This window comes from Streptomyces sp. NBC_01257 (assembly GCF_035917255.1).
Classification (GTDB): Bacteria; Actinomycetota; Actinomycetes; order Streptomycetales; family Streptomycetaceae; genus Streptomyces.
Genome location: NZ_CP108472.1, coordinates 3,929,464 through 3,954,168, shown reverse-complemented (window position 1 = coordinate 3,954,168; position 24,705 = coordinate 3,929,464). Strand labels below are relative to the sequence as shown.

Genomic DNA, 24,705 nt, shown 5'->3' with positions numbered 1-24,705 from the left:
CGACATCCCGTACAGCCGGGCGGGCGGGCCCGTACAGCTTCACGGCGTCGTGGTGTCACTCCTGGTCAGCGTACGATCACGCCGCCACGCTGAGTCACATGAACGCCGAAATCACCCCCGTGGGCACCGAGTTCGTCCAGCGCTTCAGCGCCACCCGTCGAGGGGCGCGGCTCGCACGCAGGCTCGCGGTGCACGAGCTGGACGCGTGGGGAGTGCCGTACGGGAGCGGGCTGTCCGACGACGTGGCGTTGATCGTGGGGGAGTTGGCGACGAACGCGGTGGCGCATGGGCGTGTACCGGGGCGCGACTTCGAACTGCGGCTGACGGCAGGGGTGCGCGGGCTCCGTATCGAGGTGTCGGACGCGCGAGGCGAGCGGTGGCCGGAGCTGTGCGCAGAGGAGTCGGAGGAGCAGGAGACCGTCGCGGAATCCGGCTACGGGCTCCGCCTGGTGGAGGCGTTGGCGGCGAAGTGGGGCGTGACGGAGCGGGTGGTCGGGAAGACGGTGTGGGCGGAGGTCGGAACCGAATCCGGAACCGGGAATCGGAACTGAGATTCCGACGCCGGTACCGGCTCAGGGTTGTCCCGTAACTGCTGGGCGTCACTGGGGAGCGACGCGCAGGTCTCGGATGTACCAGTCAAACCGTGTGCCGTCCTTGCTGTACGGCTGCTTGCCGGGGGCGAATCCTGCCCGCCGCGCGACTGCGGCGGATGCGGGATTCTCTGGGTCCACCTGGATCACCGCCTCCGCTCCGCCCTCACTTGCCGCGTACTGGGACGCCAGGAGGACCGCGCGGGTAGCCAGGCCGCGGCCCCGCCAGGACGAATAGAGGCCGTAGGCGACGTTCACCTGGCCGGGGGCCAAGCCCTCTCCTGCGAACCGCAAGTCGATCGTCCCCGCGAGTGCCTCGCCGGTGGCGCCCACCCGGATGCCGAAAGCGCGGAGAGGCCCGGCCGTGTCCCACTGTTCGCGGCAGTGCCGGAAGTATCCTTCAACGCCCTCGCGCGTGCCGGGGCCGCCGTTGAGCCAGCGAACGAGCAGCTCGTCCTCCCCCGTGAGATGCGCCTCCACGTCGTCCAGGCGCAGCGGCGACAGGGTGATGCTCCCGTCGGACAGCCTCACTTCATGCATCCGCCGATTCTTCACGCCGGCGTCGTGCAGCACCATCGGATTCCATACGACGTGGTCCAGAGCTCCCCCGCCACAGGAGATGATTTTGGTCGCGGCCTATTGGCGAACGAACCTGACCATGCGGCAGCTCGCACCGCTCTTCGGGGTGTCGAAGTCGGCGGCGGACTGGATCACCGACCACCTCGGGCCGATGCTCGCGCTCCCGCCCGCAAGCGGTTCGTCAAGGGCACCGTGCTCATCGTGGAGGGCACTCTGGTGGGTGGCGGGGGCAGCGCCCGTTCTGGCCGGGCGGGAGGACCTGGCTGTTCAGCCGGGCTCTCTCCTGCGGCTTCAGCGAGAACCTTCAGCGCACCAGGAGATCGATGGCGACCGACAGCCGTTCGAGGTAGAACTCCCGCGATGCGGCCTGATGCTTGATACCGATCGACGCGCTGATCATCGTCTGTGCGACAAGAGGGGCCGCGTCTTGTTCTGACTCGACGGCGATCGCTTCTGTGATCAGTTCCTCGAAGCGTCGCGGCGTGCTCTCGGCGATCTCTCCGAGGAGGTCGGGGTTGTCCTCGATGACCACCGCGACATCGCGCGTCAGCGGGCCGATGTAGCGGCCCGCCCACTGGTCGAACGCTTCGACGAGGCGCTCTGGAAGTGGGCGGCTGGGGTCGGCCAGGACGTGTTCAACCGCTGTGATGTCCCGCTCCAGGGCCTGGGTGACCGCGGCACGGAACAGAGTCTCCTTCGAGGAGAAGGTCACTACCTCGACGATTCACAAGAGGCCTACACCGTGCCGAACGACGCCGCCCTCGCGCAGCACCCGCACGGGGTCAAGGAATGGGCGCTCGATCCCGCCACCGCCAAGCGCCTCTGGACGGTCTCGACCGACCTGCTCCGCGCCGGACCTCTCGACGCCACAGCAAGCGGCGCCGCCGCCTTCTCGGTTGGTCACCGCATCAACCCACAAGGCTGCCTGCCGCCCGAGCGGTCTGGCCCGCCACAACTCGCCGATCTCGCCGAACTGGCTCGCATTCACTGGTCAGTTGAGGCCCTGCACCACATCCGAGACGTCACCTACGGCGAGGTGGCCTCACGCATATACACCGGCACCACCCCCTTGCAGGAGGCGCAGCCGGATTGCGCATTACCGGCGTCCCCTGGATCTCCTCAGCAGGATAAAGACTCCCGCCAATGCGGCGATCGCCAGGAATATCACGATCCCCCAGGTGGGAAGTTCCGGCCCGCCCTGTCCAGCGGCAGCCAATACCGTAAGGCCCTTCATGAGCGCTCGCTTTCGTTTCGCGACGGAGTGAGCCTGCTGCCGCCGTGCCGGCCTGGCCGGGCATCGACAGCAAAGAGGAGGGGAAGGGGGGTTACCCGAGTGAGGACCGGATCGGAGTCCAGAACTCTGACTCCCGCTGGCGCGGGCCGGACGGAGGTCATGGTGTGGATCGTCGTCGGTGAGTGGATCGATTAGCCGTCAGAAGGCAGATCCACAAGAGAACATGCGCGGCAGCCAGTGCGATCTGTCCGGTGCTCGCGCCGGAACTCACCCGCCACACCAGCAATCCGACACCTATGCACAGCATCGGCCAGTAGAGCCAGGGTCCCCATCGATTACCCGGCTCAGTCCATCCCGGCGGGGTGGAGGGACCAGGAAGTTGCGCCATGCATGCCTCCCCTGTCCACATCCGCCTTCCCTCAAAGCCCACATGCACACCCTGCGACGACGGCGGTGCAGTTGGGGCTGGTGACGACGTTCGCGCCCCATTCGAGTCGGCTGGCGCCCTAATCCGGACGCCGTTTCGACCGTCTCATCAACTTGATGGTGCCGATCAGGGCCGCCACGGCTATGAGAGAGAATCCGACTGCTCTCACTGCGGTAGTTACATCAGCATCGATCACTTCAGCCCACACAATCGCTCCGACAACCAGGGAAAGAATAGCCCCTGAAATGGCGAACGGTATTCTGGAGCCTGATCTCATTTCAGGGCTGACTTCCTTATGGTTGGCAGGGGCGGTAGGGCGTCAGAGGTCTGCTCAGTTCACGCCCTCACCTCACGTCATCGGCGCGGGCAGCTCTTTCTCGAGTTTTACTTCCTTCAGTTCTTCCCCCGTGGGTCATGGAGTTCAGGGTGCCCCCGGGTCCACGGTTGAATCCCGTGTGGACACCGGCAGTTGAAGCACAGGTCAGGCCGTTGGGCCCCAGCCCCTCAGGGGCGGACTGACTGCGAGAGTTCACCTGGCCTGCGACGGACAGGGCCGCCTCGACCGCAATAACTGCTGCCGCCGCAACGTCGTAGAACGCTCCTTCGGCCGGCTCAGACAGAACAGAGGCCTCGCCACCCGCTACGAGAAGCGCACCCTCCATTTCAAGGCCATGGTCACTCTCGCCTGCCTGCGACTCCGGCTCCCCAGCCTTTGCGGACACGATCTGGCGGACACGACCTAGTGGCGCGGTCGAGAGTGTTCGGTTCCAGTGTTGTGGCCCACCGTCCACGGCCGGAGCTTCTCCGGGTTGCGTACGGCCCAGATGTGAGTGATCCGGTCGTCTGCGATGTCGAATGCGTACACGGTCACGATGACGCCGTCCTGCTTGGCGACCAGGCCGGGCTGACCGTTGACGGTGCGCTCCAGGAGCGTCAGGTCGGCCAGCCTGCCGGCGAGAGCGACGAGGCCGCGCGCGAGCTGCTCGGCGCCCTGGAGCGGGCGGCGCGCGGTGGTGGCGAGGCCGCCGCCGTCGCCGGTTGCCGTGACGGCCGGGTCGAGGAGGCCGATGAGAGCGCCGATGTCCTTGGCGTCCCAGGCCTGCGAGCTGTTCGCCAAAGCATCGGCCCTCTACGACGATGAGGAGATCTGGACGCTCACCACGGCGATCGGCCAATTCTTCTTGTTCGTCCCAATCGCTCTCATCGGCAAGCCGATCCCCGGCAGGCCCATCGGGAAGAACTACAACAAGTAACTCCGGCAGGCTCGGGGTTGCCGCTCCAATTGAGCGCTTCGTCTGGCGATGACCGCCGCATGAAGCGCTCACGCGGAAACGAAACCCCTGTGGTCAGTCCTGATCTCGGGTGTGCTGAGCCGCGTACCAACTGGAGTCGATGGCGGGGTTGCGCAGCGCCCCCCAGAATCGGTCGTCAGGTATCGGAGGCAGTGACGGATTACCCAAGTCCGCATGCAGATCCGCACGCCAGTCGAGAGTGAAGTGGCTCCGGGTCTCCGCGCTCTCGCACACCGATCTATAGGGGGATCCCCAGAGCCCGAGGGCTATCTTCTCCGCGGCCCATCTGCGAGTGACGTCTCTGCCGGTGTCGGCCTGTGCGAGCACCGCGCGGAGTCGCAAGGCGAGCGGGCTGGTTTGGTCCGGGCGCGGTACGGCCACACCACGCTCCCACGCGTCCAGGGCTGTCTTGATCTCCGGGTAGTTGTTCAGCCCCGTTTCGACCGCCAGTCTGCGCAGCTGCTTCCGCGCGGCCTCAACCACCTGCTCATACGGCAGGACTGCGATCAGTGCACCGAGTTCCTCATGTCCGTCCAGGTGGCTCACGTGGAGGAGGTCGGTGGGACTGTGGGACAGGTCCAGCTCTGGCAGCTGCTCATCCGGTTCGGGAAGGGGCTCGTCGGCACCGCGCTGCGGCCTGGCAGGCAGAGGCGCCTCCCAGAACAGTCGGCCGTTGAAGGTGACGACACCGGCCTCCTGGCCGCGCTCAAGCATGTCGGCCAGTTCGGCCAGATACCCACCCAGCGAGCCGGCCTGCCCAAACCTGGTGCCGGTCTCGTCGAAGAACCGTCCGATCGCACCGAAGTGGTCCCGCTCGGTACGGCAATCCATCAGGAGACCGTCCGACGTCCCGTCATAGGAACCGAACTTCACGTAGCCGAGGAGCCAGTAGTCCTCGGCCTCCCCGTCGGGGCCTTGGTCGATGCCGCGCATGAACTCGGTATCCCCGAGGATTCCGCTCACGCCGAGCAGCCGGTCACCCGTACTGAACCGGAAAGCCTCAGGCCCCTCCAGCGCCCCGTTGTGCCGGAGGAGTGAAGCGACCAGGTCCGGAGGAAAGGTGACCCCCAGTTCCTGTTGCGCTGCTGCGATCTCCCCGTCTCCTGCGGGCGGCCGAAGCGTGGCAGAAGTGCGGGGCGCGTGCTCGCGCAGCCACGCGTCTATGCGATTCCATGAGTCCGGGACCAGGTCTGATGTCATAGGGCCGACCTTAGATTCAGCGGCTGACAACAGCTTGATCGTCGCTCACCGGCCTTGCCGCAAGGTTGGCGAGCAGGCCGGCAAGCTCGAGTGGACCCTTGTCCCGGCTCACGACCGGCAGGGCCGTAGCAGTACTGCCACGATCCGCGCAGCGTGGTGTCTTTCCTGCGGCCGCGCACCGTCCGGGGCGCGGTTCTGGACGCATCGCACGGTCCCTCGCCCGTGGTTGGCCGACCTCGCCGACCGACCTAACTTCATCGACGACGCGTCAGGACAAAGGCAACCGCCAGGACGAACACAATAATCACGAGTGCTATACCCCAGGATGGAAGCCCTGCGGCCGAGGGAGGCGTTATGGCCGAAAGTCTCATGAGTTGAAACTCTTAGACATGGAAAAAGCCCTCCGATGATCTCAGGGTGATGCCCTGCGGCGGCAGGAGGATGTACCGGCGCCCTACTTTCCGAGCGGGTATCACTATCGGTCAGACGCGAACCAACCCCGCGGCACGACTAGCCCCAGCAGCCCTCGTGTGACCATACCGAGCAGTGCGAACAGGCGGGCTTCGGATGCAATTCCAGAAGATATCCCCCTAGAAGCTCCTGCCGCCGTGTCGGTGTCGTCGGTCATGGCGACCACGCTGCCGAGTGCGTCGGTCAGGTAGCAGAAGTTCTTCCCCCTCCCACGGGTCATGGAGTTCAGGGTGCCCCCGGGCTCACGGTTGAATCCGGTGTCGACGACGGCGACCGAGGTGCCTCGCCCGCGTGGTGGCCCTACGTGTGGCCCGCTCTCTGGGGCGTGACCGGGATGTCCCTCGTCGCCTGGGTCGCGCTCAGCATCAGGCAGAAGCGCCATCCGCGGCCCGTGGCTCACACGGACAGCGACCCCGCCCTGCTCGCGGGTTCTGCGCCTGGCCGCCCTGCGGACGCACCTCCGGCGGAGGGATCCCGTATCGCGATCACGCAGGCCGGGGCCGGAGCCGGGAACCGGAACTGCGATTCTGCGCGTCCAGGTGCTTGACATGTACAACTTTTGACTTGGGGGCCCAGTGCGACAGCCGACGGGTAAGCGGATCACCGTGCGAGCGGCAGGGGTGTTGCTCGCAGTGGCGTTCGCCGTGGGCTGTTCGGCAAGTGTGGGCTCGAAGGTCGTGAAGAAGGACGAGGTCGCACAGCAGGCCTCGACCGCCCTGGGCAAGAAGGTGGGCCGGCAGCCGGACGACGTCACCTGCAAGGACGATCTCAAGGCGGAGGTCGGTGCGACCGTGCGCTGCGAGCTGACCGCGGACGGTACGAAGCAGGGGATGACGGTCACCGCGAAGTCGGTCGACGGCGACAAGGTCGACATGGACTTCAAGGTCGACGACGCTCCGGCAGCCGGCAACTCGGCGGATCCGCAGCCCAGCGACTCTGCGAGCGCGGGTGCCGGCGGGCCGTCGGTGAGCAGGACGGAGGTCGCCCGGCAGGGGAAGGCGGCCCTGACGGCTCAGGTCGGCCAGGCACCCGACGCGTTCTCCTGCCCCGTTGACCTCCCGGCGCGGGTGAACGCCGTGATCCGCTGCCAGTTGGCGGCGGAGGGCAAGCAGTACGGCGTGACGGTCACCGCGAAGTCGGTCGTCAACGGCAAGGTCAGCATGGACTTCAAGGTGGACGAGACTCCCGTCGGCTGACCCCGGGGGCGAGGGCTGGGCCATACTGAGCCGCCGGATCACTGGGGGAGGCGGCCAGCACATGGGGTACGGGGACGGTTCGGGCCTGCCGGAGCGCATCGGCGGGTACGTCGTGGAGCGGGAGCTGGGCGCCGGCGGGATGGGCGTCGTCTACCTGGCGCGATCACGCGGGGGGCGCGCGGTCGCCGTGAAGGTGGCGCGCTCGGAGCTCGCGACCGACCCGCACTTCCGGGAGCGGTTCCGTGCCGAGGTCGAGGCCGCGCGGAGTGTGGGCGGCTTCCACACGGCACCGGTGGTGGACGCGGACCCGGCAGCTGCGGCGCCCTGGCTGGCCACGGCGTACATCCCCGGGCCCACGCTCGCCGGGCTGGTCGAGGCCGAGGGCCCGATGGGCGAGGCGCGGCTGCGGCAACTGGGCGCGGCGCTCGCCGAGGCGCTTGCGGCGATCCACCGCTGCGGCCTGGTGCACCGTGACCTGAAGCCCGGAAACATCATCATGGCCTCGGACGGGCCGCGGGTCCTGGACTTCGGGATCGCGCGGGCGCTGGAGTCGACGCGTCTGACGGCCACCGGTACGGCGTTCGGGACACCGGGGTTCCTGGCGCCCGAGCAGGCACAGGGGCAGGAAGTCAGCGGGGCCGCGGATGTGTTCGCCCTCGGTGCCGTGCTGGTCGCGGCCGCGGGCGGCAGCGCGTTCGGGGCAGGCACGCCCATGGGCCTGATGTACCGGTCGGTGCACGAGGCACCCGATCTGGCGGCGGTGCCGGAGGGCGTACGGCCGGTCGTGGCGGCCTGCCTGGAGAAGGAACCCGGCCGGCGGCCCACCCCGGAGCGCCTGCTGGACCTCTTCGTGCCGGGCGGCCCGGCGTACACCCCGACCGTGGCCGTACCACCGCTGCCCTCCTACGCCCCCTTCGACGCCGCCCCGCTGCACCGGGCCGCGACACAGAGCACCCCCGCGGGCCACGCCGGCCCCGGCAGCTCCCAGGACGGATCCGGCTCCGATCCCGTCTTCATCGCCGTCGCTCCGGACAGCTCTCTCCTGATCGACGCCGTCGGGGTCGAGCTCGGCACGCCGGTGGGCGATCTGCAGTTCACCTGGGCCGAGATCAGCGCGGTCGAGTACGCGCCCGACGGCCCCAAACACCTCAGGGTCGTCGTCCGCCTCCACAACGGCACCACCCATCCGTGCCTGCTCGCCGCCCGCAAACGGGCCCGCCTCCAGGAGTGGCTCGAGGACCTGCCACTGATCCTGGAGTGCTACAGGTAGCCGTACGGCAGCGCGTCCGCCCACCGGTACGGCTCCGGCTGCCCGCCGGGCCGCAGGCGATGCACACGGGCGCCCCGCGCTGCTAGCTTGCGCCCGTGGAAAACTTCTCGCGCTCATGGGCCGCCCTGCGTACCGCGGTCGCCGAACTCTCCGACGCGGACTTCGCGTTGCCGTCCGGCTGTGCCGGCTGGCTCGTCCGGGACCTGGTGTGCCACCTCGTCATCGATGCCCAGGACGTCCTGATCACCCTCGCCACGCCCGCCGACGCGGAGCCGACGCGGGACGCGGTCACGTACTGGGAGGTCACCGGAACACCGCCCACCGGCGACGACCCGCTCGACGCGCTGACCGTGCGGCTGGCGGCGGCGTACGAGGAGCCGTGGCTGCTCAAGTTCCACCTGGACGACGTGGGTTCGGCCGCCGGGCGGGCGGCCGGGCTGGCGGATCCGGCGGCCCGGGTCAGTACGCGCGACGAGGTCTACACCGTGGACGAGTACCTGACCACGTACGTCCTGGAGTGGACGCTCCACCACCTCGACCTGATCGCCCCTCTCCCGGACGCGGCGGACCCGCCGGCCGAGGGGCTGGCCCGGTCGCGGGAGCTGCTGGAGGCGATCGCCGGGGCGGCGTTCCCCTCTTCGTTCTCCGACAAGGACGCACTGCTGACCGGCACGGGGCGGCGCGCCCCGACGGACGCGGAGACGGCCGCACTGGGCCCACTGGCCGGACGGCTGCCCCTGATCCTCGGCTGACGGGGGCCGGGCCGGCCGGGAAGTGCGGCTACAGGGCCCGCAGCGCCCTCGGCCGCGGCGGGTCCGGGACCTTGTTCAGCAGAGCCGGCAGGTCGGTCAGCGCGTTGATGCGGAAGTCCGCCGTGTCCACCACGTCCGGGTGGTCCGCCCACCAGTACCCGCACGCACCCCGCCGGATGTGCGCCGCCAGCAGGCCCGAGGACTTGGCCGGGAACAGGTCGCCCGCCGGGTGGTCGCCCACGTACAGCGTGGCGTGCGGGGCCGCCCCGGACGCCTCCAGCACGCGGGTGAAGAACTCCGGGTCCGGCTTGGTGACGCCCCACTCGTCCGAGGTGACGACCACGTCCGCGGGCAGGTCCAGCGCCCGCAGCAGCTCACCGGCCCGCACCGTCCCGTTGCCCGCGACCACCACGCGCACGCCGAGCGCGCGCAGTTCGGCCAGTGCCGGGCGGACGTCCGGGTACAGGTCCGACTCGTCCAGGTGCTCGCCGCGCCCGGCGGCGGCTCTGGCCTGCGAGGCCTCGTTGACGTCCATGTCGGGGCGCAGCATGCTCAGCGCGTCCGCGCTGTCCCGCCCCTGGACGACCGCGGCCCCGACCAGCGCACTCAGCGTGTGCGTCGGGACGCCGAGCCAGTTGGCCCAGGACGCCCAGTAGCGGTCGTCGCGGATGAGTGTCTCGCCGATGTCGAAGACGATCGTTTCCATCACCGTGCCGAGCCTACGGGCCGAGCCTGCGGGGAGCGGGCCGCCGCGCGGCCCGGGCCGCAGGGGTGCGGGTGACCTGCGGGAGATCCGGCCGGTCACCAGCCGGCTACTCGCTCGTATGCTCGGTTCATGACCGATCCTCAGCGCGGACGCCCCACCACCAACTCCATGCGACGTGCCCTCAGGCGTGCCCGAGACGGTGTCGCCCTCGACGCGGCCGAGGCCGCCGTCCTGCTCCAGGCGCGCGGCGACGACCTGACGGATCTCGCCGCCTCGGCCGCCCGGGTGCGCGACGCGGGCCTGGCGGCGGCGGGCCGCCCCGGCGTGATCACGTACTCCCGCAAGGTCTTCATCCCGCTGACCCGGCTCTGCCGCGACAAGTGCCACTACTGCACCTTCGTCACCGTCCCCGGCAAACTGCGCCGCGAGGGCCACGGCATGTTCCTGTCCCCGGACGAGGTCCTCGACATCGCCCGCAAGGGTGCGGAGCTGGGCTGCAAGGAAGCGCTGTTCACCCTCGGCGACCGGCCCGAGGACCGCTGGTCCGAGGCCCGGGAGTGGCTGGAGGCCGAGGGGTACGACGACACCCTCGCGTACGTACGCGCCATGGCGATCCGCGTCCTGGAGGAGACCGGGCTGCTGCCCCACCTCAACCCGGGCGTCATGACCTGGACCGATCTCCAGCGGCTCAAGCCCGTCGCGCCCTCCATGGGCATGATGCTGGAGACGACCGCGACCCGGCTGTGGTCCGAGCCCGGCGGCCCGCACCACGGCTCCCCGGACAAGGAACCGGCCGTACGGCTGCGCGTCCTGGAGGACGCCGGCCGGTCCAACGTGCCCTTCACCACCGGCATCCTCATCGGCATCGGCGAGTCGTACGAGGAGCGAGCCGACTCCCTCTTCGAGCTGCGCCGGACCGCCCGCGCCTACCACGGCATCCAGGAAGTCATCGTCCAGAACTTCCGCGCCAAGCCCGACACCGCGATGCGCGGCATGCCGGACGCGGAGCTGGAGGAGCTGGCCGCCGCCATCGCCGTCGCCCGCCACATCCTCGGCCCGTCCGCCCGCATCCAGGCCCCGCCGAACCTCGTCGACGCCGAGTACGCGCTGCTGATCGGCGCCGGGATCGACGACTGGGGCGGCGTCTCGCCGCTCACGCCCGACCACGTGAACCCCGAGCGCCCCTGGCCGCACATCGACGAGCTGGCCGCGAAGACCGCCGAGGCCGGCTTCGCGCTGCGTGAACGGCTCACCATCTACCCGGAGTTCATCCAGCGCGGCGAACCCTGGCTGGACCCGCGCCTGCTCCCGCACGTCCGCGCCCTCGCCGACCCGGAGACCGGGCTCGCGAAGGAGGGCACGATCCCCGCCGGACTGCCCTGGCAGGAACCCGACGAGGGATTCAACGCCTCGGGCCGCACCGATCTGCACCGCACCATCGACACCGAGGGCCGCACCGGCGACCGCCGCGACGACTTCGACGAGGTGTACGGGGACTGGGAGGCGCTCCGCGAGGCCGCCGCGCCCGGCATGGTCCCGTCCCGTATCGACGGCGACGTGCGCGGGGCACTGAGCCAGGCCGCCGCCGACCCGACGAAGCTCACCGACGCACAGGCCCTCACCCTCCTGCACGCGGACGGGCCCGCGCTGGACGAGCTGTGCCGGATCGCGGACACCCTGCGCCGGGACGTGGTCGGCGACGACGTCACGTACATCGTCACGCGCAACATCAACTTCACCAACGTCTGCTACACCGGCTGCCGCTTCTGCGCCTTCGCCCAGCGGCGCACCGACGCCGACGCGTACACCCTCTCCCTGGACCAGGTCGCCGACCGGGCCGCGCAGGCCTGGGACGTCGGCGCGGTCGAGGTCTGCATGCAGGGCGGCATCCACCCGGACCTGCCCGGCACGGCGTACTTCGACATCGCCCGGGCGGTGAAGGAACGCGTCCCCGGCATGCACGTCCACGCGTTCTCCCCGATGGAGGTCGTCAACGGGGCGACCCGCACCGGCATGTCCATCCGCGACTGGCTGACCGCCGCCAAGGAGGCCGGTCTCGACTCGATCCCCGGCACGGCTGCCGAGATCCTCGACGACGAGGTCCGCTGGGTCCTCACCAAGGGAAAGCTGCCCACCGCGACCTGGCTGGAGGTCATCAAGACCGCCCACGAGGTGGGCCTGCGCTCCTCGTCCACGATGATGTACGGCCATGTCGACCAGCCCCGCCACTGGCTCGGCCACCTGAGGACCCTCGCCGACCTCCAGCAGGAGACGGGCGGCCTCACCGAGTTCGTGACCCTGCCCTTCATCCACACCAACGCGCCCGTCTACCTGGCCGGCATCGCCCGCCCCGGCCCGACCGACCGCGACAACCGGGCAGTGACGGCGATGGCCCGCCTCCTCCTCCACCCGCACATCACCAACATCCAGACCAGCTGGGTGAAGCTCGGCACGGAGGGCGCGGCCGAGATGCTGCGCTCGGGCGCGAACGACCTGGGCGGCACGCTGATGGAGGAGACCATCTCCCGCATGGCCGGGTCGAGTTACGGCTCGTACAAGTCCGTGCAGGACCTGGTCGCCGTGGCCGAGGCAGCCGGCCGTCCGGCGAAGCCGCGCACGACGCTGTACGGAGAGGTGCCGCAGGAGCGCGTCACGGCCGCCGCCGCCTCCGACGGACACCTTCCGGAGCTGCTGCCGGTGCTGGAGAGCTGAGAGACGGGGCCGGGGAAAGGCGCAGGTCCGGGCGTCTGAGTAGGCTGCCGTTCCGTCCCGGACGGTGCGGCGGCCCTCTCGGGCGGCGGCGTCCGGACAGGTGCCGGACCGGCCGGACCGGCCGGGGTGAGGAGACACGAGTGAGCAGTCAGCAGCCGGAGCGATCACAGAGCGCCCCCGCCACGGTGCGGGTCGCGGGCGAAGCGGACCTCGACACGGCCGCGGGGCTGTTCGCCGCCTACCTGGACTTCTACGAGGTGACCCCGCAGGACCCCGGCCGGCCCCGGGCCTTCCTCGCCGAGCGCATCGAGGCGGACGACTCGCTGATCCTGCTCGCCTCGGTCCCCGACGTGGGAACGGTCGGGTTCGCCCAGGTGTACCCGGTGCTGTCCTCGCTGGACCTGGGACCCGGATGGCTGCTCAGCGACCTGTACGTGGACCCCGCCGGCCGCCGCGCCGGAGTGGGGCGGACACTGCTGCGCGAGGTGCTGCGCCGGGCACGTGAGGCGGGGGTGAGCGGCGTGCAGCTGGACACCGCGTACGACAACCACGCCGCGCAACAGCTGTACGAGGCCGAGGGGTTCGTGCGCGACCCGTTCCACATCTATCTGCACGACCTGCGCTGAGCGGGGTGCCGCGGCCCGGCGTCCGGGTCAGGCGAACCGTTCGTGGTCGGCCAGCACGGCGTCGACCACGCGCTGTTCGTCGGCCGTCCACCGCGGATTCGTGCCGTCGTCCCCCGTCAGGTTCAGCAACGATTTCCACAGGGCCCAGCCCCGGGCGCGGGCCCAGGTGCCCCCGTCCTGGCCGACCGCCTGCCGGAACGCCTCCCGGCTCTCGCCGGAGAACATCCCCCACGCGATGACCAGGTCGCAGGCCGGATCGCCGACCCCCGATGTGCCGAAGTCGATGACGGCCGACAGCTCACCGGCCTCGACCAGGAGATTGCCGGAGGCGATGTCGCCGTGGAACCAGACGGGCGCCCCGCGCCACTCGGTGGCCAGGGCGGCGTCCCAGACCGCACGCGCCCGGTCCGTGTCCACCCGGCCCTCCAGCGCGGCCAGGCAGCGCCGGGTCTCCTCGTCGTAATGGGCGGGCGAGGCGCCCCGGTAGAAGCTGTGCGCACCCGCGAGAGGGCCGCCCGTCGCATCGCAGCGCTGGAGGGCGCGGACGAACTCCGCCACGGAGACCGCGAAGCCCGCCAGGTCGTCGACACGGCCCCGGGCAGCCGTCTCGCCCGGCAGCCAGCGGCGGACCGACCACGGGTGCGGATAGCCTTCGCCCGGCGCGCCCAGGGCGAGGACCGGAGGCACGGCGACCGGCAGGGACGGAGCCAGGACCGGCAGCCACCGGTGCTCCTTCTCCACCGCGGGGACGTAACCGGCGGCCGTCGGGAGACGTACGGTCATCGCCTCGCCGAGACGGTAGGTCCGGTTGTCCCACCCGTCGGCCTCCACCGGTCTCACCGCCAGGCCGCTCCACTGCGGGAACTGGGCGGAGATCAGTCGCTGGACGAGCCCGGCGTCGATGCCGGCCCTGCCGTCGTGGTGGGGGGATGCCATCCCGCGATCATCGCGCCGGGTGATCGCGCGAAGCAACGGGATTTGGCCCGGCCACCCGCCCCGGGGAAGGCCTCCGACACCTCGACGCTCCGTACGGACGCAGCCGGTTCACGGTCCAGCGGTGCGCACGGCAGGGGCGCCGCACGCGGTGGGAATCCCCGGAGAATGCCGCGCAAAACTGAACCGAACGAGCCACTTCGTACATACCGTTCCGCCCCTTCGGCCCCGTGGTCGTTCGATTACAGTGCTGCGAAGCCGCCCGCTGGACAGGGCGAGAAGGAGACTGGAAGGGGCACGGTGAGCTCAGCGACCACAGCCGTCTGGGGCCGTGCCGAACAGCAGGACTTCCGCAGCCGGGTACGCGGCGCACTGCTCGGCGGCGCCATCGGCGACGCACTCGGCGCGGGCGTCAGCGGCCTCACGCTGGAGGAGATCCGCGCCGCCCACGGGGCAGACGCCGTCACCGACTTCGTCCCCGCCCACGGCGGGCGCGGCTCCGTCACCGCGGTCACCCAGCTCACCCTGTTCACCGTCGACGGGCTGATCCGCGCCCAGGTCCGCCGCGACACCGGCGCCTGGCACCCGCCCACCGACGTGCACCAGGCCCATCTGCGCTGGGCCGCCACCCAGCGAGACTGGGGCCCCGACGAGCGGCGCAAGGACAACGGCTGGCTCGCCGGGCAGGAGTGGCTCTACAGCCGCCGCGCCCCCACCCGGGAGTGCCTGGGCGGCTTCGGCGACACCGTCATGGGGACCCTCGACCGGCCCAAGAACCCCACCGCGCACGACTCGGCGGCGGTCAGCCGCTCCGCCCCGTTCGGACTGCTCGTCGGCTGGGAGCCCCAGCTCGTGCTGCAACTGGCCGTCGAATGCGCCGCCCAGACCCACGGCCATCCCACCGCCCTGCTCTCCGCGGGCGCCCTCGCCGTGATGGTGCACGGCCTGGCGCGCGGCGAGACGCTGGACGGCTCGGTGCAGCACGCGCTGGGACTGCTCGCCGAACGGGAGGGCCACGAACCCGTCACCGAGGCACTCCAACAGGCCCTCGGCACCGTGCGGCAGGGCATCCCCGGCCCCGCACTCATCGAGTCGCTCGGGGCCACGGACTCCGCCGAGGAGGTCCTCGCCGTCGCCGTGTACTGCGCCCTCGTCGGTGAGGACATCCGGCACGGGCTGCGGCTGGCCGTGAACCACGGCGGGCCCTCCGCGGCCACCGGAGCCCTGTGCGGGGCGCTGCTCGGCGCGCTGCACGGCGAGACCGCGCTGCCGCCGGCCTGGCTCGCCGAACTGGAGGGGCGCGCCACGCTCCTGGAACTCGCCGACGACTTCGCCATGGAGATGACACAGGGGCCCGCCCTGCACAGCCCCTCCACCGCCGCTCCCGGCTGGCTGGCCCGCTACCCGCGGGGCTGAGAGCGGCCGGCCCCCGGGAGCAGAGGTGAGGGGCGGGTCCACGCACGGAGGCCGCCGCCACCGTACGCAATCCCGCCCCTCACCCCCGTACACCCGCAGGCGTCAGTCCTTCACGCCCTCCGTGACCGTCACATCCCCCGGACCGGCCTGGGCCGGTACGGCCGCGGCGGCCGCCGGGCCGTCGCCGTCCGTGTTGATCCGCTCGATGATCGCGTCGCGCTCCGGGGTGTCCTCCGGCTTGATGAAGCCGATGACGATGTAGAGCACGAGCGAGATCGCCAGCGGCAGCGCCACCTGGTACTGCAGCGCCACGTCCGTCTTCACGGAGCCGTCGAAGTTGTAGTTCGTGAAGTAGAACGCCAGCAGACCGGCCGCCCAGCTGGTGAGCGCCGCCGTCGGTCCCGACTTACGGAACCTGCGCAGCAGACCCAGCATGAACGGGATCGCGATCGGACCCATCAGACCGGCGACCCACTTGATGACCACCGAGATGATGTCCTTGAACGTCGGCGAGTTGATCTGGGTCGCCAGCGCCATGGACAGGCCCAGGAAGCCGAGCGTGGAGAGCCGCGCGGCCAGCAGACCGGCCCGGGCGTTCCAGTTGCGGGCCGCCTTGGAGAAGACCGGGGCGATGTCGCGGGTGAAGACCGCCGCGATGGCGTTGGCGTCCGAGGAGCACATCGCCATCGTGTGCGAGAAGAACCCGACGACGACCAGGCCCAGCAGACCGTGCGGCAGCAGCTGCTCGGTCATCAGCGCGTAGCTGTCCGAGGCGTCCGGCTTCTGCGCGTCGACGAGCAGCGGGGCGCACCACATCGGGAAAAACAGGACCGTCGGCCAGACCAGCCACAGGATCGCGGAGAGCCGCGCCGAGCGGGTCGCGGAGGCGGCGGAGTCCGTGGCCATGTAGCGCTGGGCCTGGTTCCACATGCCGCCGTTGTACTCGAAGGTCTTGATGAACAGGTACGCCAGCAGGAAGGTCACCGTGTACGGACCGGCCGTCGGGTCCGTGTGGCCCTCGGGCAGCTTGTCCCAGACCGTCCACAGGGTGCTGAAGCCGTCGAGCTTGCTCATCGCGGTGACGAGCATCGCGATACCGGCGAACAGCTGGATGACGAACTGCCCGAGTTCGGTCAGCGCGTCGGCCCACAGGCCGCCGACCGTGCAGTAGATGGCCGTGATGATGCCGGTGATGAAGATGCCCTGCGTCAGGGTGATGCCGGTGAAGACGGACAGCAGGGTGGCGATGGCCGCCCACTTGGCGCCGACGTCCACGATCTTCAGCAGCAGACCGGACCAGGCGAGCGCCTGCTGGGTCTGGATGTTGTAGCGGTTCTTCAGGTATTCGAGCGGCGAGGCGACGTGCAGGCGCGAGCGCAGCCGGTTGAGCCGGGGTGCGAAGAGCTTGGCGCCGATCCCGATGCCGATGGCGATCGGGAGCGACCACGTCACGAAGGACGTGACGCCGTACTGGTACGCGATGCCGGCGTAGCCGGTGAACATCACGGCGCTGTAGCCGGACATGTGGTGCGAGATGCCGGAAAGCCACCACGGCATCTTGCCGCCGGCCGTGAAGAAGTCGCTGACGTTGTCGACACGCTTGTGGGACCAGAGTCCGATCGCGATCATCACGCCGAAGTAGCCGATGAGCACGACCCAGTCGAGACTGTTCATGTGCCCCCTCCTGGGGTCCGCCTTGTGAACGGGTACGCACTTCGTCAGTACGGCCGCTCAGCGGGGCCCCCGTGCGGGAGCGGGGACTTCGGGGATTGAACCGCCTGTTCGGTACCCCGGTCAAGGTCTCCATCGGTCAGAGATGTGAACGCGGATCAGTAAGCCGAACGATTTTACTCGTTCTTGACCCACGGGGGCGTTGTAGTGAACGTGACGGCGGCCACACGATGAGCGGGCACTTCGTCAGGCTGTGCAGAGAATCAAGCGAACGCCCAGGAACGCCGAAAGACCGCACGGGATGCGGGTCCCGTGCGGCCGAGAAGGAGGAGAACCGACCTTGCCGAACTCCCTGCGGCACGTGCGTCACGCACGTGAGCCGGCCCGCGTGCCAGTGCGTCAGCGCATCAGCTCGCCGGCGTTGACCAGCAGGGACTGCCCGGTGATCGACCGCGCCCGGTCGGAGGCCAGGAAGACCGCGGCCTCCGCCACATCGCCGTCCGTGGCCAGCTCCGGGAGCGCCATGCGCTCCGAGAGCCTCCCCAGCACCTCGGCCTCGGGCACGCTCTCGGTGTGCGCGGTGAACTGCACGTAGGCCTGCACCGGCGGCCCCCACATCCAGCCCGGGAGCACCGTGTTCACCCGGATCCGGTGGGCCCCGAACTCCCACGCCATGGAGTACATCGCCGAGGTCAGCGCACCCTTGGAGGCCGCGTACGCCGCCTGCCGCACCTGGGACGGTGCCGCCACCGCGGACTGCGTACCGATGAGGACGACCGATCCGCCCCGCTCCTTCAGTGCGGGCAGGCAGGCACGCGTCATCCGCAGGGTGCCGAGCAGATTGACGTCGATGACCGCCTTCCAGGTGTCCAGATCGGCATCCTCGACCCCGCCGAAGTAGCTGTCCCAGGCGGCGACATGAACCACCGCGTCGATCCCCCCGAACCGCTCGACGGCCAGCGCCGCGAGCGCCTCGCACTGCGCCTCGTCGGTGATGTCGGTGGCGAGGTGCGCGGTGCGGCGGCCCTCGGGATCTATCTCGGCGGCCGACTTCGCGAGATTGGCCGCGGTACGCGCCCCGAGGACGGCGTTGCCCCCGTCCCGTACGACCGTGGCCGCGATCTGGTGCCCGAGCCCGGCGCCCACCCCGGACACGATGACGGTCTTCCCCGTGAGCAACATCGGCGCCTCCTGGCTCTGGCAGTTCTTCTGACGGGGCGTCAGAGTAGGTCCCTCCGGCGGAGTACGGAAGGGGAACGGCATGAGCGAGGGAGCGAAGGACGAGGGAGTGCGGGGCGATGAGGCGCCGGGCGGGGGAGTGCGGGAGGGCGGCGGGACGCGGAGCGACACGTACGCCGAGCTGGCCGCGCTGGGGCCGTACGGAGTGCATCCCGGCCACGCCCTGATCACCATGGTGGAACCGCACCCGGGCCACGAGTTCGCGTACAACCGATGGTACGAGGATGATCACTACTACGCCGGCGCGATGGCCATGCCCTGGATGTTCGCGGGCCGCCGCTGGGTGGCCACCCGGGAGCTCCAGGAGCTGCGCTACCCGGACAAGTCCGCGATCGCCCAGCCGGTCGGCGCCGGGTGCTATCTGTCCACGTACTGGGTGACGGACGGGCGCTACGACGACCACATGAAGTGGACCGTCGGGATCAACAAGCGGCTCAACCGGGACGGCCGGGTCTACCAGGACCGCACCCATGTCTTCACGGCGTTCCAGGACCACGAGGCGACCGTCTACCGGGACGGGGCCGCGGGGCCCCGGGACTTTCACGCGCTCGATCATCCGTACCACGGGCTGGTGCTGGAGGTGATCGACGCCGAAGGGCCCGAACAGCGGGCGGAGTTGCTGGAGTGGCTGCGCTCCCGGCACCTGCCGAAGCGGCTGAGCGGGTCGCCCGCGGCGATGGTGACCGTGTTCCGTCCCACCCCGTTGCCGGGCGACCGGATGACCTATGTGAAGCAGGTCGAGGGCGTCGATACCCGGCTGACCCTGCTCTGGTTCCTCCAGGAGGACCCGAGGGCGTGCTGGGCGGAGCATTTCGCCGGGCTCGACGCGACGGTTGCGGAATCTGGCCTGGGGCGGGTGGAACTGGTGGCGCCGTTCGTCCCGACCGTGCCGGGCACGGATCGGTATGTCGATCAGCTGCGTTGATCAGCTGCCCTGATCAGCCGCGTCGGTCGGTCGCACTGAATTCGGGTGCCGGGCGGTGCGACTGCGGTGGGTCCGCTCCCCGCAGTCGCGCGGGGAGCCCCCTCGGCCAGGACGGCGAACCGGACGAGAGGGCTGCCGGCAGCACCTGAATCGATGCGGCGATACGGCGTGAAGGAAACATCGGTCAGGCGTCGACGGCACCCTTGGCGACATCGCGCACGAACGTGTTCCAGGCGCCGGGGACGAAGGTGAGCGAAGGGCCTTCGGGGGCCTTCGAGTCACGTACGGCAATCGCCTGCACAAGAGGGGACTTGACTTCGACGCAGGCGCCGTTGCCCCCGGAATACGACGACTTCGTCCAGTTTTCCGTAGCACCCTGACGAATGGCCATGTTCACTCCGGTTCAGAGAGTTGTGTGAGCGCCAGCGGCTTTCCGTTGGCGTGATCGACGCTACTCGCCAAGCTCCTTGAGTGAAGGGGCCATTCACTCGACCGAGTGGTATGTACCATGCAGGTCTTCCGGTGTGAGGTGGCGACGGTGTACCGTGCCGTCGCCTCACTCGTAACATCGCTCTATTTCTCGCAAACGCGACTTTAGGGGCTGGCTGGTTTACGCGCCCGCCCTGCTGGAGTTCACCCCGCGTTCAGGCGGGTGTAGTCCTTCGCGATCCCGTCGATGAAATGCCGGGTCTGCTCCACATTCAGTGCCTGTGCCCGCAGATGCTCGTACATGACGCTGTACCGCTGCACGTCATTCGCCTTCTCCAGATAGAGGTCGCTGGTGACGCCCTCGATATAGACCACGCTGGAATCCGCGGCATCCGGGAATTCCAGAATGGCGTACTGCCCGTTGATTCCCGGGTGCGCACCCATGTCGAACGGCAGCACCTGGACCGTCACGTGCGGCAGGTGCGACAGCTCCACGAGACGCTCCAGCTGCTCGATCATCACCTGCTTGCCGCCGACCAGCCGGCGCAGCGCCGACTCGTCGATGACCGCCCACAGCCGCAACGGGTGCTCAGGGGCGGTGATCCGGTCCTGGCGGCGCGAGCGGACGCTGACGCGCTTGTCGATGTCGGCCTGCGGGGCTTCCGGCAGCGCGCCGTTGATCAGCGCCTCGGCGTACTGCCGGGTCTGCAACAGGCCGGGCACCACCTGGGGTTCGTAGACCCGCAGCGACTCGGCATCGGTCTCCAGACCGATGTAGACGCTGTACGGGATGTCGCCGAAGGCATGCCACCAGCCCTGCTGGCGGGAGTCCTTGGCCATCTGCATGAGCGAGTCGACGATGCGGACGTCGTCGACCTCGTACACCCCGCAGAGATCGCGCACGTCGCGCTGGCTGATGGAGCGGCGGCCGTTCTCCAGGCGGCTGATCTTGGACTGCGAGACCAGCAGCCGCTCCGCGACCTCCTCGGCCGTCATGCCCTTGATCTCGCGCAGTCGGCGCAATTCCTGACCCAACCGGCGTCGCCTGACGGTGGGATTGACGTTGGACGGCACGGAAACGGCACCTCCGGCTATGTAGCTGTGCGTATCTACTGCTCAGCAGATTGCCACCCGTGCCCCCGGCCGCGCTGGAAAACGGCCACACGCAGCGGCGCGGGGCAGCCGGTGATACCGGCTGCCCCGCGCTTGGTGCGGCTCCCGAACCGGGTCTTGGGGACGTCGGTGCGGCGGTTTTCGGTTGTTGCGGTGGTGCGGTGTGCGGGTGGTGCGGGTGCTGCGTCGACGCCCGTGCGGCCCTAGTGGACCGCGGTGTGCGCCATGCTGTCGCGACGTGACTGCGACTGCGCTTGCGGTTGCAACGGAACACCGGCCGCCTGGTTGCGGCGCGGCTGTGCGACCGCCCCGTTCTGGACGTCCATGACGGCGTGCGCCACGAGACCGCCCATCGGGTCGTGTCTGATCAGGTCCCGGAGCCGGGAGCGCGAGGAGCGCCCCTCGTTCCCGGGGTACAGGTGCTTGCCGAGTCCGACCGCGTGGGCCAGTGCGGCGAGCGCCGCGGTCCGCGGGTCCGGCGGTACGCCGGTGCGGATCGCACTGTCCAGCCTGGCTCTGATGTCCCGGCTGATTGCCGTGTCCGTCGCCTGGTAGCGAGTCGTCGGCAGCACTCCGCACATCTGGCCCGCCACGGCATGCACCATGCCGCACCGCTCCAGATGAGCGAGGTAAATCTGGCGGAGCCCCAGCCGGGGTCCGCCGATCCAGTGGACGGCCCGGACCGGGCTGCCGCGTCTGCGCAGCAGTTCCAGTGCGGAGTCCAGAGTCGGATCTCCTGTCGGCCGTGGCATCACCACGGCGATACGATCCCCATCAGGGGCTATCCGTCCTGCCAGAGCCAGCTCTACTAGCTGTGCTCCGGCGAGGCCGAGGTCGAGCGACTGCGGCTGCGCTGTGGTACCCGTGGTCGGGTCCAGAGCGAGCAGCAGAAGCTCCTCCGGAATTGTTCTGCGGCTCCTGCCCATCCATGCCTCCCCGCGTGGATGAATGACAGGGTGACCCCTCTCACATCTGTCTGTCGAGGGTGCCTGGGTGCTTTGTATGGGAACCAGTAGGTATGTCGTTCCCGTCTAGCAGTTCGGGCAGGGGTTCACACGGGACACTGGTAGACGGTTCGGACAGCGCGGGGATGTCCCCGCGCCGCATGGAGGAGGCATCGGTGGCGGGCGAGTCCCCCGACAAGTCGGAGCAGCAGAAGTCGTCGGGAACGACTCGGAGCGAGGCCGATCCGCGCCTTGCCGTCTTCCGTGAACCGGCCTCTCCGGAGGAGTCCGGAGGCTCGGCGGACACGGCGACGGCGGTTTTCCGTACGCCGCGGGTCGAGGCGGATCCGGAGACGGGTGCGGAGACCGTGGAGCCGGCGGAGGCCGCCGAGTCCTCGGAGTCCTCGGAGCCCTCGGAGCCCTCGGAGTCGTCGGTGGGGGCCGCGGTCGATTCCGGGTCCGGTGCGGATGCGGATGCCGGTGCGGATGTCGACGCTGACGGCGACGGCGACGGCGAAGCCGGGCCCGAGGCGGCAGCCGATGCCGATGAGGCCGATGCGGAATCCGTAGCCGAGGCCGAGAGCGCCGAAGGGGGCGCGGAGAGCCCTGAGGGCCCTGCGGACGCCTCTGCGGCCGGTTCGGGCGCTCCGGAGGCGATCGAGGAGCCCGAGGGCGCTGTGGAGCCCGTGGAGGGCGCCGGGGCTGCCGAGGCCGCCGAGTCGGAGAAGGCCGCCGAGCCCGAGGAGGGCGATGCGCGGCTGCGTGCGGCCGTCGCCGCGTGGGTGTCCAAGGGCGGGGACGAGAGCACCGAGGGCGACGCGGAGGAGCCGGCGCCCGGGGCGGAGAGCGAAGCCCTCGCGGCGGAGAGCGAAGCTCCCGATGCCGAAGCTGCTCCCGATGCCGAAACCGAAGCGGATGGCGACGCTGACGAAGACAGCGCAGCTGGTGCCGAAGCCGAAGCCGAAGCCGAAGCCGATGCAGACAGCGACTCCGGCGCCGACGCCGATGAGGCTGACGCCGGCGGGACCACCGCGGAAGACGCCCCCCAGGCGCGCGTACCCCGGACCCGCGAGGAGTCCGGCGACGAGGTCCGGGAGGAGTCCGGCGAGGAGTCCCGCGAGGAGGCGGAGCCCGCCGGGGACAAGCGCGGAATCGATCAGGCAACGGCCGTCTTCAAGGCGCCCAAGCTGCCCCGGGTCGACCAGCCGACGACCGCGCTGAAGATCACGAAGCCCCCCGCGACGCCGGAGTCCCCCGCCGAGCGGACCAGCAAGTTCGTACCGCTGCGTGCGGACGACGTACGTCCGGCCCCCGCACCCCGCGCGCCGGAGGCACCCGCACCCGCACCCGGCGCCGGCTTCGGCAGGCAGCCGCAGCAGCAGTCGCCGCAGCCGCCCGACGCATCGCTCAGCGGTGCCGAGCGGACCCGGCAGCAGCCGATGCCGCCCAGGCCGCCGCTCGACCTGCTGGCCGAGCTGACGAACACCCCGCCGCCGCCGGAGACCCCGGTCCGCACGGCCGTGCGCCGGGTCAAGATCTGGACCCCGCTGGTCCTGCTCCTGCTGATCGCGTTTGCAATCGTGCAGATGGTGCGCCCGCTGCCGGACCCGGTGCTCACGATGACGGCGGAGTCGTCGTACACCTTCAAGGGCGGCGACCTGAAGCTCTCCTGGCCGGCGCAGGGGCAGTCGGCGGTCACCGTGGACGGTGTCGGCTCGCTCGGTTCGGCGGGGGCGCAGAAGCCCGCGCCCATCGCCAGTGTCGCCAAGATCATGACGGCGTACGTGGTCCTCAAGGAGCACCCGCTCACCGGCAAGGAGCAGGGCGACAAGATCACCGTCGACCAGCAGGCGGAGGACGAGTCCAAGCTCGGCGACGAGTCCACCGCGCCGATCTCCAAGGGGCAGGTGTTCACGGAGAAGCAGCTGCTCCAGCTGCTGATGATCCCGTCCGGGAACAACGCGGCACGCCTCTTCGCCCGCTGGGACTCGTCCGAGACCGAGTTCGTCGCGAAGATGAACGCGGCGGCCAAGGACCTCGGCATGACCGGCACCACGTACACGGACCCGAGCGGTCTGAAGAAGACGACGGTCTCCACCGCCACCGACCAGCTGAAGCTGGCCAGGGCCGTGATGCAGAACGAGGTCCTCCGGGAGATCGTCGACACCCCGGAGATCAAGATCGAGGGCATCGACCAGACGATCTACAACAACAACACGATCCTGCTGCAGCCGGGTGTGAGCGGCATCAAGACGGGGTCCTCCACCCCGGCCGGCGGCAACCTCGTCTGGTCCGCCAACACGGTCGTGGACGGCAAGAAGCTCTGGATCTACGGCGCGGTCATGGGGCAGCAGGCGGGCACCGGGCAGCCGTACGACAGCCTGGTGATGTCGCTGAACAACAGCCTCGCGCTGATCAAGGACGCGCAGAAGGCCGTGACGTCCGCCACCGTCGTGAAGAAGGGCGATGTCGTCGGCTACGTCGACGACGGGTTCGGCGGCAAGACGCCGCTCGTCGCGACCGGTGACCTCAAGGCGAAGGGCTGGCAGGGCCTGAAGGTGGAGCTGTCCGTGAAGGACAACGGCACGGAGATCTCGCGCAGCATGAAGGCGGGCACCAAGGTGGGTGTGGTGACCGTGGGGACGGGGCCCGGCAGGGTCAGCGCCCCCGTCGCCCTCCAGGAGGATCTGAAGGATCCCGCCTTCGGGCAGAAGCTGACGCGGATCAGCTGACACCACGGCGGGCTGGATACCGGAACCGGAGCCGTTGCCGGAACCGGAGCCGGTATCCAGCCACCGCGGTCGTACGACGGGACGGCGGCGCACCGCGGTGCGAGCCACCTCACGGGCCCTTCCGGGGCGGTGGCGAGAGTCTGCGTGCTAGCGTCCCGGGGGCAACGCGTGGACCCTGGAACGCGTCTTCCCGCCTATGAGACCCGAGCAGGAAAGCCGGCGGTTCCAACGCGTCCGGGGAGGGACGG

General features: G+C 69.9%; 20 protein-coding genes and 3 pseudogenes. 12 read left to right on the top strand and 11 right to left on the bottom strand.

The window, feature by feature from the left end; all coding sequences use genetic code 11:
• Window positions 1–98 precede the first annotated feature (98 nt).
• A complete protein-coding gene (locus OG408_RS16830) occupies window positions 99–551 on the top strand; it encodes an ATP-binding protein (RefSeq protein ID WP_326670601.1) in 453 nt (150 codons plus the stop codon).
• A gap of 48 nt (window positions 552–599) precedes the next feature.
• On the opposite strand, the gene OG408_RS16825 is transcribed toward OG408_RS16830, so the two are convergent.
• Window positions 600–1,166 carry a GNAT family N-acetyltransferase gene (locus OG408_RS16825; protein ID WP_326670599.1) on the bottom strand — a complete coding sequence of 189 codons (567 nt, stop codon included), beginning with the start codon at window positions 1,164–1,166 and terminating at the stop codon, window positions 600–602.
• Window positions 1,167–1,212: 46 nt separating this feature from the next.
• On the opposite strand from OG408_RS16825, the pseudogene OG408_RS16820 reads away from it, so the two are divergent.
• Window positions 1,213–1,388: pseudogene (locus OG408_RS16820) on the top strand (transposase family protein); the annotation flags it as partial.
• An 85-nt stretch (window positions 1,389–1,473) separates the two neighbouring features.
• On the opposite strand, the gene OG408_RS16815 reads toward OG408_RS16820, so the two are convergent.
• Complete coding sequence (locus OG408_RS16815; protein ID WP_326670597.1) at window positions 1,474–1,881, bottom strand: TetR/AcrR family transcriptional regulator; 408 nt, start codon at window positions 1,879–1,881, stop codon at window positions 1,474–1,476.
• On the opposite strand from OG408_RS16815, the pseudogene OG408_RS16810 reads away from it, so the two are divergent.
• Both OG408_RS16810 and OG408_RS16805 read left to right on the top strand, forming a co-directional pair.
• Window positions 1,876–2,022, top strand: a pseudogene (locus tag OG408_RS16810) (SDR family NAD(P)-dependent oxidoreductase); the annotation flags it as partial. The gene OG408_RS16815 and the pseudogene OG408_RS16810 sit on opposite strands and share 6 nt — an antisense overlap.
• Before the next feature lie 1,362 nt (window positions 2,023–3,384).
• Window positions 3,385–3,573: pseudogene (locus OG408_RS16805) on the top strand (transposase); the annotation flags it as partial.
• Here the strand turns inward: OG408_RS16805 and OG408_RS16800 are convergent.
• Window positions 3,570–3,947, bottom strand: a complete 378-nt coding sequence (locus tag OG408_RS16800) for a hypothetical protein (RefSeq protein WP_266779917.1) — start codon at window positions 3,945–3,947, stop codon at window positions 3,570–3,572. The pseudogene OG408_RS16805 and the gene OG408_RS16800 sit on opposite strands and share 4 nt — an antisense overlap.
• Window positions 3,948–4,176: 229 nt before the next feature.
• Window positions 4,177–5,322 (bottom strand): SMI1/KNR4 family protein, encoded by a 1,146-nt coding sequence (locus tag OG408_RS16795; protein WP_326670595.1) that lies wholly within the window; start codon window positions 5,320–5,322, stop codon window positions 4,177–4,179.
• A 1,091-nt stretch (window positions 5,323–6,413) separates the two neighbouring features.
• On the opposite strand from OG408_RS16795, the gene OG408_RS16790 reads away from it, so the two are divergent.
• The 3 genes from OG408_RS16790 (at window position 6,414) to OG408_RS16780 (ending at window position 9,011) form a co-directional block, all read left to right on the top strand.
• Window positions 6,414–6,989: a DUF4333 domain-containing protein gene (locus OG408_RS16790; RefSeq protein ID WP_326670593.1), complete on the top strand. Its 576-nt coding sequence runs from the start codon at window positions 6,414–6,416 to the stop codon at window positions 6,987–6,989.
• Between the two features lie 61 nt (window positions 6,990–7,050).
• Entirely contained in the window at window positions 7,051–8,259 is a 1,209-nt protein-coding gene (locus OG408_RS16785; protein ID WP_326670591.1) for a serine/threonine-protein kinase, read from the top strand.
• A gap of 95 nt (window positions 8,260–8,354) precedes the next feature.
• Entirely contained in the window at window positions 8,355–9,011 is a 657-nt protein-coding gene (locus OG408_RS16780; protein ID WP_285568227.1) for a maleylpyruvate isomerase N-terminal domain-containing protein, read from the top strand.
• A gap of 28 nt (window positions 9,012–9,039) precedes the next feature.
• Here OG408_RS16780 and OG408_RS16775 read toward each other — a convergent pair whose 3' ends face one another.
• The gene (locus OG408_RS16775) at window positions 9,040–9,717 is read right to left on the bottom strand and encodes an HAD family hydrolase (RefSeq protein WP_326674553.1); all 678 of its coding nucleotides are present in this window, start codon (window positions 9,715–9,717) and stop codon (window positions 9,040–9,042) included.
• Between the two features lie 129 nt (window positions 9,718–9,846).
• On the opposite strand from OG408_RS16775, the gene OG408_RS16770 reads away from it, so the two are divergent.
• Together OG408_RS16770 and OG408_RS16765 are read left to right on the top strand one after the other, a co-directional pair.
• Window positions 9,847–12,429, top strand: a complete 2,583-nt coding sequence (locus OG408_RS16770) for a bifunctional FO biosynthesis protein CofGH (RefSeq protein ID WP_326670588.1) — start codon at window positions 9,847–9,849, stop codon at window positions 12,427–12,429.
• 140 nt (window positions 12,430–12,569) lie between these two features.
• Window positions 12,570–13,055: a GNAT family N-acetyltransferase gene (locus OG408_RS16765; RefSeq protein ID WP_326670586.1), complete on the top strand. Its 486-nt coding sequence runs from the start codon at window positions 12,570–12,572 to the stop codon at window positions 13,053–13,055.
• Between the two features lie 27 nt (window positions 13,056–13,082).
• Here OG408_RS16765 and OG408_RS16760 read toward each other — a convergent pair whose 3' ends face one another.
• The gene (locus OG408_RS16760; protein WP_326670584.1) at window positions 13,083–13,991 is read right to left on the bottom strand and encodes an aminoglycoside phosphotransferase family protein; all 909 of its coding nucleotides are present in this window, start codon (window positions 13,989–13,991) and stop codon (window positions 13,083–13,085) included.
• Between the two features lie 297 nt (window positions 13,992–14,288).
• On the opposite strand from OG408_RS16760, the gene OG408_RS16755 reads away from it, so the two are divergent.
• Window positions 14,289–15,404: an ADP-ribosylglycohydrolase family protein gene (locus OG408_RS16755; RefSeq protein ID WP_266779909.1), complete on the top strand. Its 1,116-nt coding sequence runs from the start codon at window positions 14,289–14,291 to the stop codon at window positions 15,402–15,404.
• 102 nt (window positions 15,405–15,506) lie between these two features.
• Here the strand turns inward: OG408_RS16755 and OG408_RS16750 are convergent, their stop codons facing one another.
• Window positions 15,507–17,078 (bottom strand): sodium:solute symporter family protein, encoded by a 1,572-nt coding sequence (locus tag OG408_RS16750; protein WP_266779908.1) that lies wholly within the window; start codon window positions 17,076–17,078, stop codon window positions 15,507–15,509.
• 396 nt (window positions 17,079–17,474) lie between these two features.
• On the bottom strand, window positions 17,475–18,257 hold the full coding sequence (locus OG408_RS16745) for an SDR family oxidoreductase (RefSeq protein ID WP_326670582.1): 783 nt from the start codon (window positions 18,255–18,257) through the stop codon (window positions 17,475–17,477).
• Window positions 18,258–18,336: 79 nt separating this feature from the next.
• On the opposite strand from OG408_RS16745, the gene OG408_RS16740 reads away from it, so the two are divergent.
• The gene (locus tag OG408_RS16740) at window positions 18,337–19,239 is read left to right on the top strand and encodes a hypothetical protein (RefSeq protein ID WP_326670580.1); all 903 of its coding nucleotides are present in this window, start codon (window positions 18,337–18,339) and stop codon (window positions 19,237–19,239) included.
• Window positions 19,240–19,423: 184 nt separating this feature from the next.
• Here the strand turns inward: OG408_RS16740 and OG408_RS16735 are convergent, their stop codons facing one another.
• The 3 genes from OG408_RS16735 to OG408_RS16725 form a co-directional block, all read right to left on the bottom strand.
• Window positions 19,424–19,630 carry a DUF397 domain-containing protein gene (locus OG408_RS16735; RefSeq protein ID WP_266779904.1) on the bottom strand — a complete coding sequence of 69 codons (207 nt, stop codon included), beginning with the start codon at window positions 19,628–19,630 and terminating at the stop codon, window positions 19,424–19,426.
• Between the two features lie 242 nt (window positions 19,631–19,872).
• A complete protein-coding gene (locus tag OG408_RS16730) occupies window positions 19,873–20,742 on the bottom strand; it encodes a helix-turn-helix domain-containing protein (RefSeq protein WP_266779903.1) in 870 nt (289 codons plus the stop codon).
• A 242-nt stretch (window positions 20,743–20,984) separates the two neighbouring features.
• On the bottom strand, window positions 20,985–21,707 hold the full coding sequence (locus OG408_RS16725) for a GOLPH3/VPS74 family protein (RefSeq protein WP_266779902.1): 723 nt from the start codon (window positions 21,705–21,707) through the stop codon (window positions 20,985–20,987).
• A 179-nt stretch (window positions 21,708–21,886) separates the two neighbouring features.
• Here OG408_RS16725 and OG408_RS16720 point away from each other — a divergent pair, with 179 nt between their 5' ends.
• A complete protein-coding gene (locus OG408_RS16720; RefSeq protein ID WP_442806034.1) occupies window positions 21,887–24,457 on the top strand; it encodes a D-alanyl-D-alanine carboxypeptidase family protein in 2,571 nt (856 codons plus the stop codon).
• The last annotated feature ends 248 nt before the right edge of the window (window positions 24,458–24,705 follow it).